The sequence below is a fragment of the Vibrio cortegadensis genome (assembly GCF_024347395.1).
GTDB classification, from domain to species: Bacteria; Pseudomonadota; Gammaproteobacteria; order Enterobacterales; family Vibrionaceae; genus Vibrio; species Vibrio cortegadensis.
The window spans coordinates 60701-73343 of record NZ_AP025473.1 but is presented as its reverse complement, the minus strand read 5'-3'; the positions used below and the strand labels follow the sequence as shown (position 1 = coordinate 73343).

Annotated in this window: 11 protein-coding genes; 5 read left to right on the top strand and 6 right to left on the bottom strand. The window is 41.1% G+C overall.

Features of this window, described 5'->3' with window-relative positions; all coding sequences use genetic code 11:
• Nucleotides 1-52 precede the first annotated feature (52 nt).
• Nucleotides 53-610: a porin family protein gene (locus OCV39_RS14820; RefSeq protein ID WP_261889862.1), complete on the top strand. Its 558-nt coding sequence runs from the start codon at nt 53-55 to the stop codon at nt 608-610.
• A 126-nt stretch (nt 611-736) separates the two neighbouring features.
• Here OCV39_RS14820 and OCV39_RS14815 read toward each other — a convergent pair whose 3' ends face one another.
• From OCV39_RS14815 to OCV39_RS14805, 3 genes are read right to left on the bottom strand one after another with little or no spacing between them, the layout of a single operon-like run.
• On the bottom strand, nt 737-2122 hold the full coding sequence (locus tag OCV39_RS14815) for a vWA domain-containing protein (protein ID WP_390903276.1): 1386 nt from the start codon (nt 2120-2122) through the stop codon (nt 737-739).
• A 14-nt stretch (nt 2123-2136) separates the two neighbouring features.
• A complete protein-coding gene (locus OCV39_RS14810; protein WP_017053463.1) occupies nt 2137-2691 on the bottom strand; it encodes a TadE/TadG family type IV pilus assembly protein in 555 nt (184 codons plus the stop codon).
• Nucleotides 2692-2699: 8 nt separating this feature from the next.
• Nucleotides 2700-3143 carry a TadE/TadG family type IV pilus assembly protein gene (locus OCV39_RS14805; RefSeq protein ID WP_040887258.1) on the bottom strand — a complete coding sequence of 148 codons (444 nt, stop codon included), beginning with the start codon at nt 3141-3143 and terminating at the stop codon, nt 2700-2702.
• Between the two features lie 732 nt (nt 3144-3875).
• On the opposite strand from OCV39_RS14805, the gene OCV39_RS14800 reads away from it, so the two are divergent.
• Nucleotides 3876-4763: a DMT family transporter gene (locus OCV39_RS14800; RefSeq protein WP_017053461.1), complete on the top strand. Its 888-nt coding sequence runs from the start codon at nt 3876-3878 to the stop codon at nt 4761-4763.
• 64 nt (nt 4764-4827) lie between these two features.
• On the opposite strand, the gene OCV39_RS14795 is transcribed toward OCV39_RS14800, so the two are convergent.
• A complete protein-coding gene (locus tag OCV39_RS14795; protein ID WP_017053460.1) occupies nt 4828-5193 on the bottom strand; it encodes a hypothetical protein in 366 nt (121 codons plus the stop codon).
• Between the two features lie 558 nt (nt 5194-5751).
• On the opposite strand from OCV39_RS14795, the gene OCV39_RS14790 reads away from it, so the two are divergent.
• Nucleotides 5752-7737, top strand: coding sequence for a GGDEF domain-containing protein (locus tag OCV39_RS14790; RefSeq protein WP_261889860.1), 1986 nt, complete (start codon nt 5752-5754; stop codon nt 7735-7737).
• Nucleotides 7738-7861: 124 nt separating this feature from the next.
• On the opposite strand, the gene OCV39_RS14785 is transcribed toward OCV39_RS14790, so the two are convergent.
• Nucleotides 7862-9142 (bottom strand): DEAD/DEAH box helicase, encoded by a 1281-nt coding sequence (locus OCV39_RS14785; RefSeq protein ID WP_261889859.1) that lies wholly within the window; start codon nt 9140-9142, stop codon nt 7862-7864.
• Nucleotides 9143-9345: 203 nt separating this feature from the next.
• Between OCV39_RS14785 and OCV39_RS14780 the strand changes: the two genes are divergently transcribed.
• Together OCV39_RS14780 and OCV39_RS14775 are read left to right on the top strand one after the other, a co-directional pair.
• On the top strand, nt 9346-10575 hold the full coding sequence (locus tag OCV39_RS14780; protein WP_261889858.1) for a M20/M25/M40 family metallo-hydrolase: 1230 nt from the start codon (nt 9346-9348) through the stop codon (nt 10573-10575).
• A gap of 65 nt (nt 10576-10640) precedes the next feature.
• Complete coding sequence (locus tag OCV39_RS14775; protein WP_029203459.1) at nt 10641-10892, top strand: DUF2999 family protein; 252 nt, start codon at nt 10641-10643, stop codon at nt 10890-10892.
• A 129-nt stretch (nt 10893-11021) separates the two neighbouring features.
• Here OCV39_RS14775 and OCV39_RS14770 read toward each other — a convergent pair whose 3' ends face one another.
• On the bottom strand, nt 11022-12560 hold the full coding sequence (locus tag OCV39_RS14770) for a methyl-accepting chemotaxis protein (protein WP_171755461.1): 1539 nt from the start codon (nt 12558-12560) through the stop codon (nt 11022-11024).
• Between the last annotated feature and the right edge of the window lie 83 nt (nt 12561-12643).

The window sequence follows — 12643 nt, the reverse complement described above, 5'->3', positions numbered from 1 at the left end:
CTTGCCTTTGTTGCATATGTAAGATTATGTATTACTTACTGGAAAAAATAAAATGAATAAATGTCTTCCACTATTGCTTTTAGCGGGTATGAGCTGTGCTGTACAAGCACAAGATCCTACAGAAACTGAACATAAAATTGGTATTAAATACAGCCGTTTGGACCAAACTGCCAGTGCAAGTGGGATCTCGGGTAGCGCGGATGATAAAGGTAACGTATATGGTATTGAGTACACTGCTCTTCGCCCAATATCTGATGAAGAAACGAATAAAGTTAAGTTTGGTGTGAACGTTGCCTTTGATATTACCACGCTTGACTATGATACTAGCATGGAGGCGGATCTTAGTATGATCACGCTAGCACCTGTTATTTCATATTCGCTAATCGATGAAATCGACATTTATGCAAAAGGTGGTTTTGTGTCTTGGGATGCTGATCTTCCAGGTGCAACTTCTTTGAGTGGTATTGATTTTATCTACGGATTGGGCATTACTTACCAGTCATCTAATGGTGCTTATTCCGGTCTCGAACTAACGCAGTTTGAAGGCCAAGATGATGGTATTACACTAGAAAATACAATGGCATCAATTAAAGTCGGCTTTAAGTTTTAAGGCTCAGCTTTAAGATCAACGTATGACTATTGAATGAAGTTGATTCGTATTGAAATTGAATCGACTTTATTCAATATTGCTTAGGCTTTGTCGATGATCACGCCCACCGGATCATTAACAAATGACCTACATAGTTAGCCTAATAATCACATCCAGCATTTCATCAAAGCATGGCCCTAGAGCTCCTTCATCAACCGCATGACAATAAACACCTTGTAACTGATCAGAGTGAAAATCGCTACTTAAATCCGGATCATTTAAGAGTGCAGGAGAGTTTGCCATTCGCAATAATAGATCTTCCCCGAATTCACTATCTGGCCCTGATGAAGATGTGAGTGACGACCCTAAACCGAGTGTAAATACATAAATGTCTTCATTTCGAGCTGCGGTTGCCATGTCTTCAACTAGATTCCTAGCAACACGATTTACTCGTTGATACAGATTATTCGCAGAGTGAGCATAGCGGTTGTATTGGCTTACAGGTCGTACTGGGTGATCTGGGTTTAGGATGTTGAATTCAGTTGCGGTTGAATCATGGGCGGTATAGTAATCAGGTAGTTCAACCAAGTGATTATCAATATTACTCCCTTCGTAGCCATTTCCAGATAGCTTAGTTGCAATCGAATCGTGTTTCCACAAGCCCCTAGGAGTCCCTCTCGACCCATCACTAGAGCGAATCGATCCTATGTAGTCATTTCCATCGGTAAGAGAAAATTGCGAGGAAAAAGTATTAGGCGCACCATCGGTGAAGAAGACAATGACTTTAAGGTTTGCAGGATTGGAAACATTACGTAGTTCATTCAGTGCTGCATAGAATCCCTCGGATGCGTTGGTGTATTGTGCATTAGAACTACTGCCAAAATTAAACGCATCAATTTGGTTTTGTATGCTTGTACGGTTATGACCACGAGCGGCAGTAAAAGGCACAGGGACTTCAGCACCAAAAGCAAATTTTACCAGCGAAATTCGATCAAAAGACTCATGAAAATTTTCCACAAATGATTTGGAGCGGTCGACAACATCTTGGGTGACATCTCCGATGCTGCCGAGCCTCAATGATGTTGTGTTATCAATAACAAGCACTAAATCTACAGGACGACGAATGACCTGAGCCACTGCCGTTGGTTTAAATGAATTGAATCCGATAAAAGATAAAAATGCATTCGAGATCTCTGATGACGCGTCTACATCAATGGATATATTACCGAAAGTGTCATAGGCATAACTTACCCCATCAAATCGGGATGTTGCACCATAGAAGTCGGGCGGCATGTTAGCGGTAAAATATTTGTTTGCTGCGGTTGTTCCTGCTTGCTCCCCATTTGCGACGGCCCTAGCTGCGGCAATACTGGCAGCATCGACAGCCGCGAGCAGTTTTGACCTCACCACATAGGCTTTACCTGTATCGATCGCCAGACCGACGATAAGCAATATAAAAGGTAAAGAAATGACGGTTAAAATAGCGACAAGTCCTTTGCTATAGCGCTTATTAGTTGTTTTTTTTCGGTTAATCATCGCACCAAGCCCTACATATAAGTGACATCACTAAGTGTGAAATTAGCATCTAATACCAGATTAAAGAGGGGAGTGTAATCGTAGAAAACCTCCACCACATAAACCGATTCTCCATCATCTAAATTTAACGAAAAGTTATTAAGCGTAGGAGGATTGGCTTGAGAAATATCACAAGCCCCATCCGCTTCCCAATCGCCGCAATTACTCCAAATATCACTACTTTTATTAAAACCAGCTTGATTCCATTTATACTGACTGCTGACATAGGGTAATTCATTCTGCTTGCCTGTTACTGATGTTATATAAATTGCTCCATCACTACTTAAATCTAATGGACCAGCGGTGATGGCAATGGTATCCATTATTTTTTGAGGTGTTTCGGTACTACTTCTAGATACGATGTTGCCACCTTCACGGCTGATACTGATGATAATGTGATCGGCTTGGATTATTTGAGTGAGTTCGACCGCTCCTGCAATTAATAAAATAAACACAGGTGTCACTAGAGTCATTTCAATGGCTGCAAATCCAGTTTGTTTTTGTGGATACTTTGGTAATGTCATCATATATACACCTAAAATGCTTCATTTTTCATAGCGGCGCTAACGGTGAATTTGTATTTTCCGTCATCGAGGAAAGGATAGATATAGGGACTGGTTGTAGGCCACTCACAATCCAAATGAATGGCAATAATCTCTCCGGAACTTCCAAACCCAGTGACTGCATTGCCAGAAGTATCTTCGACTCTAATATCATCCACATTCATTACTTTCGATAAGAGGCCATCGGATGATGTGGATATTTTTTGCAAGATAGCCGCTTCTCGATTACCTAGAAGATCAGGGTCTAGATTGGATTGCCCTGTCACGGCATATCTCGCCCCTTCCCTTACAGAATGTTGCATGGTGAGCTTTACGTAGCCATAGATACCTAAATCAATCACTGTAAAAATAAGTAAGAAGAAAAAGCTAGCAACAATTGAGAATTCAACGATGGCAAGTCCACGGCTTCTTTTCATTGCTCGATAGGTACCGCCTTTCCCGAAGTGATGATTCACTTGTGCAGTACCTCTTATTTGTGTTTCTTTAGGTCTATTTAAATTGTATTTAACCATGATGTAAGCGCTTCTTATTGTATTTGTAATGATGAGGTTGCTTTATTTATGACATTGCCCTGACATTCTTTAATAATGGTATAGGTGATATAGAAACCCATATCAATATTTCAGATTCTAAGTGTGAATTAAATATAACTTGAAGTTTACGAGGAGGTTTTGCAATTTGTGTATCTATCCTTATGTATTTAAATGTAAAAAATAAATATATCAATATTGGACTTTAATACTAGGATTTAAATTTACGGTAAACTTTAGTTTTAGAAAGTAACGTTATTTGCTTTTATGCTTGAATGATTTTTTCTGTAAGGGATTGTTTATAATAACGATTAATCTAGAGCCACTGTTTTAAACAGGTTCTCATTATTTGTTTCTGTTTTAATGTGTTATTTAATCGCTATAATGTACAAAGTCTCAAAATCGAGACGATTTTAGAGCACCGAAATCATGGTCAATAGATAGGTTTTTGAGTTTATTTATGATGTTTTTATTCGTTAGCTCAGCATTAAAAGTAGCCACATGATGATTTGATTCTTAGTTAAGTGCATGGTGAGCTCAGATAAGTATTGTATTCGTTGCTCATTAATACTAACTTACAATATCTTAACAAATACATGATTTATGGTATCTGAACTTATGAATCTCTCTAATATGTTTCGCCTAATAACGCTCGCTGCTATTTGGGGGGCGTCTTTTCTCTTTATGCGTATTGCTGCTCCATCAATGGGAGCGGCTGTTTTGATTGAGGTTCGAGTTGCGCTCGCGGCGATATGTCTATTCTTGATTTCGCTGTATCTGAAGCGAAAGTTAGCGTTCAGAAAATACTATAAGCACTTTTTCATTATTGGTTTATTTAATACAGCGGCGCCTTTTTTACTCTTTGCCTATGCCGCTCAGACACTGAACGCTTCAACACTCTCTATTTTGAATTCAACGGCAGCGATCTGGGGAGCCATCATTGGTGTGTTATGGAGAAAAGATGCATTAACCAGAAATAAGTCAATGGGTTTAGTTATGGGGATTGTAGGTTGTGCAATTTTAGTTGGCTGGGATGCGGTGAAAATTGGCGAAGGTGCGATGCTTCCTATCGCTGCGGGCGTAATGGCAGCGTGTTGCTATGGTATCGCAACTAACTACGCTAAGAATGCACCTTCCGTTCCGGCTTTTAACAATGCGCATGGAAGCATGTGGGCAGCGGTCATCATTGTTCTGCCGCTACTCCCATTTTTCCCAACACAAGCGCCACTGACCACTGATACATTAATTGCCGTTACTATGCTGGGTGTTATGTGTACTGGGCTTGCTTATTTGCTCTATTTTCGATTGATTACCGAGGTTGGGCCTGCTTCCGCATTATCGGTGACCTTTATTATTCCAGTGTTTGGTATTTTATGGGGGAACTTATTTTTAGACGAAACGATAGGCTTCAATACCATTATTGGAACCGTTTTTGTTGTTGGAGGAACAATGTTGGTAACCGGTTTTTCACTCTCTAGCTTGAAGGCTTCAAGAGCGAAGGTTTAGTGCTTTGAAGGTTTAGTGCTTTATAGACGTGTGCACTAAACCCGATGAATTCTAAATTGGAGAGTTATTTCATTTCTGAAATGACGGAAGGATCATTCAGCAAGTTAAATAGCATACTTTTTGCCGCTGATCGTTGCGCATCAGATAGCGCTTTTGTTGGGTTTTCTCTCGATTGTGTGAGCAGTTTTTTAATGAACGAACTATTTGTGCCAGATAACTCATATACAAATCGTAGCGTGTCTAATAGTTCATCTTGTACCAAGCTATACACTGCCATCTCGCAGCTAAGGTTATCCATTGCAAGTAGGTTGTTCACGACGACTTTACGTTCTGCGTTAAACTTTTCTTTTGCTTCGAAAGCATCAATCAACGTTTGTATTCTGTCGACGATTGCTACAGGTACTTCCATTGTTTTAGTTTCATGAATCATAGTTGATTTTCCTGTTTTAGCTGGAATTTTATCTCTAAGGTAAGTTTACGCTTTAACGGATATTTCAGCATTAACTTTAGCGTTAAAGCTATTGTGTTAAACCATCGAGTCAAAAGCTATCGCGTCATAAACCGTTGCGTCATAAACCATAGCCCCAAGCCTCGGAATGGGCTTGATGTGAGTTAAATTTCCATTTTTAACGTTGAGCAATAAATGATAAGGAGATCTGGTCGTCGGGTCACCCTATATTTTCATTTCTTTGCTGAATACTGTGAGGTTAGTGTTATATAGGAAGCATCTACTGGTACTCACTTGTACACAACGACATTGCAGTATTAGGTGATACGTATCTCGTGGATAATTCGGTGTATGAATAGTTGAAAGCTGAACACATACCTCTTGCATTGTTAAACGTTGATATTTTTATCTCTAAGTGAAAAAAATTGTACAGTGCCTTAGTTTGTTTACAAAAGACTCAAGATAAATTGAGACAAAGGATTGACTAAAAATTGATAAGCAATCAAGATCTTATGTAAATTACCTCCAAAAAAATAATTTATGCCCAAACCTCGAAAATTTAAAACACTCGCTTTTTACTTGATCTCGTCACTTTTGCTCTCCGTGTCCTTGTACGCGCAAGCCAATGAACCACTACCTATACCTCTCTTTTTTGCGGATAAAATTACCGCACAAGATGAAGCCATATTTTCCATTTATCAGTTAGCCGATAGCGAACCAGAAGTCGCCCGGAAAATGCTGTCCCAAATTTCATTAGCGAGCATTGAGGAAAAGGATAACCTTAAGCAAGCTCTATATTATTTGACTCTATTTCGTTTGGAAGGCGCGCTTGGTTCTACCGATATGTGGCAAGAGGATAAATATTCAGGGGACCATGTTGCCAGGCTAGACTCTTTAGGTGAGCGATTAGATCAAGCATGGATGCAGGGTGAGGCTGAATTGGAGAGGATCATTGAATTCATTGAGATCGGATATTATGACGAAGCATTACGACGAGTAGAAACCGTCATCGAGATTGCCAAACAAGCAGAATATTGGCATTTGTTGGCAAGAGCCACGAAATGGCGAGCAAATCTATATGTTGAGTTATCTGACTATCCAAAAGCGATGGAGGATTACCGAACTGCGCTGGATATTTTTACTCAACAAAAAGACATACTTCAACAGGCTAGAGTACTGTCCAATATTTCCACCGTTTACTTTCGCTTAGAGGAGTGGGGGCAAGCGGATAAATACAGTCGTCGGGCCTTTTCGTTGGTTGAACACTCGCATTTTAATAACCCTAGCGTCAAAGTGATGCTGCATATCAATGCCGGGATTATTGCTAAAAGTTTGGATAATAAGGAGTTGGAGTCCGAGCATTTTCGCGCTGCGGTTAAGTTATCGACAGAAAAAGGCTCTCGTTATTCCCAAATTTATGCGCTTGCTAACTTGGTAACGTTACTGATTCAGGAAAATCAAATAGATGAAGCGATAGTAAGTGCTCAGCGATGTTTGACTCTAGCAGAGGAAGTATCAGATAGAGCGGGGCTCATGTATTGCAATGAAGCGGTGGCAGAAACGTATTTGAAGCAGAAGAGGTTTGATGAAGCCTTAGCGCTAGCGGAAAAAGTGTTCGCACAATTTGACGCCGCCAATAATCGCATAAAAGCAATATCAATGAAGGCATTTATTGCCAAAATTCATGAAGATAAGTCTGATTATAAAAAGGCTTTAGTGTTGTATAAGGAGTATGCGAATGAACGGAATGACTATCTATTCGACGAACGACGCAAAGAGTTATTTGCTCTTCAAGAAAACTATGAGGCTAAGTATAAAGAAAACGAAATAGAGTTATTAAAGTATGAAAATGCACTAAATTCGGCTCGCCTGTCACAGCAGAAAATGCTCGATAAATTGTGGGTGTCAGTGTTACTTATATTCTGTTTGGTGATTTATATTCTTTTCCGTCGTTATATCTCCGTGTCCAAAACAAATTTCCGTCTTCGTCGGTCTAATGAAACACTGACGTCTCAATCATTAGAAGATCCTTTAACTGGCCTGCATAACCGTCGATATTTGGAGCAATGGTTGGAAAAGGCTGCACAAAATAACCAGCTAGCAGCTTATGATCTTGTTGTGTTAGTGGCCGATGTGGATCATTTTAAGAAAGTGAATGATATTTACGGTCATGATGTTGGCGATGTTGTGTTGACAGAAGTGGCTCGTCGCTTAAATGAAAATGCGCGTAGTGATAATGACTTGCTGGTTAGATGGGGCGGTGAGGAGTTCGTTCTGGTGTTAGCGGTATCTCCAGAGTCTGATGTTGAGTTGGTACTCAATCGCCTGCGTGAATCGATTTCAGTCACTCCTATCATATGTGCGAATCATGAGTTAACCGTAACCATTTCGATTGGTGCATTTGGAAAGATTAAATATGGTGAAATACATAAACGGTGGAATGAGATACTCTCAAAATCTGATGAGGCGTTGTACGACGCGAAATTATCGGGTCGTAACCGTGTCAAATTAGTTGCGGATAATTAATGTTCAACGTTGCAGGTTATTTAGGGTAGGGCATTTAACGTTAGATGGGGTTAGTGTTAACCACCTAACCTTAAACGACGGTTTCTATCTAAAACCGTCGTTTACTGTGTACTAATATTAATAACTATAGCCAGTAGTCTGAGTTTCCAGATGCATTTTTCTTACGTTTCTTTTTGCCAGTGCCTGCTGGTTTTGCCATTGGCTTACTGGCCGCTAAATAGGCTTCAGCCGCTGCTTCATCGACTTCAAATCCTTCAACTTGTTCACGGTCAAGTCTGATTTTGTTCTTCTTCTCGATGATCTTGAAGTGATGGTAATCTTCATAATCGATAAGTGAGAGCGCCAAACCTACTTCACCAGCACGACCGCTTCGGCCAATACGGTGCATATAGTCTGATGGGCTTCTTGGTAAGTCAAAATTGATGACAACAGGTAGCTTTTCAATATCAAGACCACGAGCGGCGATATCTGTTGCGATTAACACGTCAATCTCGCCGGCTTTAAACGCTTCAAGTACTCGGGTTCGAGCGCCTTGGCCTTTATCGCCATGAAACACTTCAGCAATAATGCCACGCTTATGAAGCTTATCCGCTAAGTGCTCACAACTGTTCTTTGCGTTAACAAAAATCAGCGCTTGTCGCCATTGATGTTGATGAATTAAATGAGCAAGTAGAGCCGTTTTCTCACCTTTGTTCACAGTAAATACGCGTTGTACTAACGTGCTGGCATCGGTACTTTGTAACTGTACTTCTACTGGGTCGATCAATAACTCTTGAGTCAGTGTTTGAACTTGTTCAGGGAACGTTGCAGAGAAAAGTAGTGTCTGTTTCTGTTTCGGTAGTAAACCTAACAGTGCAGATAATTCTTCCGTAAAGCCGAGGCTCAACATGCGGTCTGCTTCATCTAACACTAAGGTTTTTACTTTATCGAGCTTAATGGCATTGCTTGAGATTAAATCGAGCAATCGACCAGGGGTTGCAACGAGAATATCGGTGCCACCACGCAGTGCGAGCATTTGTGTATTTGCTGATACGCCACCGAATACCGCAACCGTCTTAACCGCTCCGTTGAAGTGCGTAGCATAAGACTTGATGCTGTCTGATACTTGCTTGGCTAATTCACGTGTTGGAACCAAAATAAGCCCAGTAACATAGTTTCCTTTACCGCTTGGCTTTTCAGATTGCTTCTGCGTGAAAACGTACTCTAACAAAGGAAGCGCAAAAGCGGCGGTTTTACCTGAACCAGTATTCGCACCAGCGATCAAGTCACGACCTGCTAAAACGCTAGGAATGACCTGTGCTTGAATCGGTGTAGGTTGTTGATATTCAAGTTCAGTTAGACGAGCTAACAGAGGTTGAATTAACCCAAGTTCTGCAAAATTGGCTGGTGTTGTGGTTGTTGTCATCAGTATAAAAGGCTCAAAGCTAAGATAATGGGCAGCATTTTAGCTTATTTGGGCTTGGTTAAGTAGCTCGATATTGACCTAATGCGCATTACTCTAAGAGTGATATGGTAAGTAATGTGGGAATTATTTTATTCGAATCACTTGAAGTTCACGGTTGCTCTGATTAACGTAGCGTCAATTAATGGATAGAATAAGAGTAAACAATGAATACAACCAATGAGAATGCTCAAAAACAGTCGGCTTGGACCCAACCAATGGCACAAGATCAATTTGATTTCATGTCTACAGTGTTAGCGGCTCCCTCTCCAATTGGCTTCGAAGCGGCAATGAGCTACGGTGTCATCAAACCAGAATTTGAATCTTTTATGCCAGCAAACTGGGGCGTTCACCAATTTAAGGGAAGTGCGAGCGTCGTTTTCGATTCACACCCTGGGCGTGATGATTTAACCAGCGTAATGATTGTTGGTCACGCGGATAAAATCCGTATGCAAGTTCGTAAAATTGATGAAGATGGCAAAGTATGGATTAACACCGATTCTTTCTTGCCTACCACACTTATTGGCCACGAAGTGAAAGTGTTCTGTTTGGATCCTGAAAAGCCAGGAGCGTATAAATCAATTACAGGTTGTACGGTTGAAGCTCTAGGGGCGATTCACTTCTCTACTCCTGCGCAACGTACGGGCGAGCAAGGGATTAAACCTGAATCTATTTATTTAGAATTGCACATGCATGGTGAAGATCGCAAAGCGCAAGTAGAAGCGCTTGGCTTACGTGCTGGTGACCCTATTTTACTAGATCGACCAATTAAACGTGGTGTTGCGGCCGATACTTTCTATGGTGCGTATTTAGATAACGGTTTGGGCTGTTTTTCGGTGACTGAAATTGCACGTATGTTGGCAAGCGAAGGGCTAGATAAAGTTCGAGTGTTGTACACAATTGCGACTCATGAAGAGATTGGTCGTTTTGGTTCAACGCAAGTGGTGGGCGAGCTTAAGCCTGACGTGTTGATTGCAACCGATGTTAATCACGATTATGAAGCAGCTCCGGGAATTGGCAGCCGTAACATGACGCCATTGAAAATGGGCGAAGGCTTTACCGTTGGTCGAGGTTCAGTAAGCTCTGAATTTTTAGTTCAAACGTTAGCAAATGTATGTAGCGAGAAAGAGATCCCATACCAAATCGACTTTTCTGGTCGAGATATGGGCACGGATGGCATGGCGGCTGCACTTGCAGGTGTTGATAGCGCTGCGATCACTATCGGCTATCCGATTCGTAATATGCATACGTCATCTGAATCTGCACATACTGGTGACTTATTGGCATCTATTCACGCTATTGCAGAGTTATTGCGTCACTTCAATGATTTTAATAACGGAAACGGTATCACCCGTGATGACCTGAAAAACAGTCATATTCGATTAGATAACCTGTAATTCTCAGCGTAGTCTAAATAATGTTAGACTACGCGATGTTTGATTTAGTATTTAAAGGCAGAGTAATGAACCCAATTCTTGCAATCTTGAAAGAAAGTAATATCAGTGACGAACAAATCCGTGAACTTTTTGAGACGTTGACTCAAAATCCACTCGCGGCAATGGCAACAATTGGTCAATTAGGTTTACCTCAAGACAAACTGCAATTGCTAATGGGGCAGGTTATGCAAAACCCTGCGCTAATTAAAGAAGCAGTAGAAGAGCTTGGACTAGACTTCTCAAAAGTTGAAGCAGCAAAAGAGCAGCTTCAGAAATAGACTTATTTTCAATGATCTAAACGTTAGAGATCATCAAGAATCTGAATAATAGAGAGTCGTGTAGTGCATTTTCCAAGATGCGTTCACGACTCTTTTTTGATCTCCATTTTATTGCTGATCTACTTTCCATTATTTCTGAAAAGATAACCCCAGCGATGCCAACTGTTGCGCTTTGCCTTTAATGTGACGCGTTAGCTCCGTGACTTCATCTACTTCTTTTAAGTTACATTGGGATGCATCTCGAATAGTTACAATGTTCTGATTAATATCGCTGGCTACGACAGATTGCTCTTCTGTTGCGGTTGATATTTGAGTCGCTGCGGCTTCGATGTGCTGCATTACATTCGCCATTTCCTCAATTTTCCGCTGCGTATCTGCTGTGAATTCAATGCATATCTGCGCCGAGTTTTTCCCTTGCTTCATCGTTTCAGAGAGTTCCGCTACAGACTCTAATACACTGCCCATTGATTGCTGGATATCGCTGGTGGCTTTTTGTGTTCGTTGGCTGAGTGCTCTCACTTCATCGGCAACAACCGAGAAACCTCGGCCATATTCACCAGCACGAGCCGATTCAATTGCCGCATTAAGCGCAAGGAGATTTGTCTGTTCCGCAATGCCTTGAATTTCAGACATAATCGATGTGATGCTGGTTAGCTTTTGAGACAAGTTTTCGGCAGACTCATAGGAAGCTGAAACGTCGTCCACTAAGGTTGAGACTTGATTTTGAGTTTTCTTACTTAACGAATTTGCATCTTGGCAAGTCGTATTGGCCGAGAGCACTTGATCCAATGTCGAGGCGCTATTTCTTGAAACTTCACCGATGGTTGCCACCATCTGTTCAACCGCCGATGCAATGTTCTCAATCTCTACGGTCTCTTTTTCAATGTTATGGTGAGCGTTATCGGAGACGTTTTCTAAAGAGTGCACTTGTTTAAGTAAATTACTACTGCTGTCTAACGTTCGTCCTAAAATGGTTTGTACTCGTCCTTGCTGCATCTTTAAGTGATATTCGGCGTAGTTTGTCTTGTCATCACAAAAGACCAAACGAGAAATGCTGTCATAGCTTTGTTTGAGTTCGTCGTAGAATTTTTGGCGAATGAATAGCTCATGGTAAAGCACACTAATGGTTGCAAATGGCACGATCAAAGTGGCAAGAGGAGAGACATAAAAACCCATAATGACGGCGCATAATGTGACAAAAAATAGCATGATGATTCGGTGTTTGGTGGTGACAAGAATGCTTGATGTGAGGCTTCGAGCCTTACTCGAAACGGAGTACAAATTGATCGCACGGTTTTTGACTTCGGGCGCTAATTTACGGCGAACAGATTGATAGCCAACCAAGATGTTGTTTTCAAAAATGGGGGTGACAAAAGCATCAACCCAGTAGTACCGACCATCTTTGCAGCGATTTTTAACAGCGCCTCGCCATGCTTGCCCATTCTTGAGATGTTCCCACAAATCTTTAAACGCCGCTTTAGGCATGTCTGGGTGGCGAATCATGTTGTGGTTTTTATTTAGAAGCTCGTGCGTTTCGTAGCCTGATACCCTGCAAAACTCTTCGTTTACATAGGTAATTACCCCCCTTTTGTCTGTCGTTGAGACTAGCTCCTCATTGTCTGAGAATTCGACTTCTTCATCGACGATCGCTTTATTTCTTCTATTCATAATGATAAGCCTGACGTTATATTTTCATTGATAGTCGTTTTTCTTAATATGCATATATAAACATAGGTGACTATGTGCACTTT

Coding starts and splice junctions, on each gene's coding strand:
- OCV39_RS14820 (WP_261889862.1), top strand. CDS start 53: ATGAATAAATGTCTTCCACTATTGCTTTTAGCGGGTATGAGCTGTGCT.
- OCV39_RS14810 (WP_017053463.1), bottom strand. CDS start 2,691: ATGATGACATTACCAAAGTATCCACAAAAACAAACTGGATTTGCAGCC.
- OCV39_RS14805 (WP_040887258.1), bottom strand. CDS start 3,143: ATGAAAAGAAGCCGTGGACTTGCCATCGTTGAATTCTCAATTGTTGCT.
- OCV39_RS14800 (WP_017053461.1), top strand. CDS start 3,876: ATGAATCTCTCTAATATGTTTCGCCTAATAACGCTCGCTGCTATTTGG.
- OCV39_RS14795 (WP_017053460.1), bottom strand. CDS start 5,193: ATGATTCATGAAACTAAAACAATGGAAGTACCTGTAGCAATCGTCGAC.
- OCV39_RS14790 (WP_261889860.1), top strand. CDS start 5,752: ATGCCCAAACCTCGAAAATTTAAAACACTCGCTTTTTACTTGATCTCG.
- OCV39_RS14785 (WP_261889859.1), bottom strand. CDS start 9,142: ATGACAACAACCACAACACCAGCCAATTTTGCAGAACTTGGGTTAATT.
- OCV39_RS14780 (WP_261889858.1), top strand. CDS start 9,346: ATGAATACAACCAATGAGAATGCTCAAAAACAGTCGGCTTGGACCCAA.
- OCV39_RS14775 (WP_029203459.1), top strand. CDS start 10,641: ATGAACCCAATTCTTGCAATCTTGAAAGAAAGTAATATCAGTGACGAA.
- OCV39_RS14770 (WP_171755461.1), bottom strand. CDS start 12,560: ATGAATAGAAGAAATAAAGCGATCGTCGATGAAGAAGTCGAATTCTCA.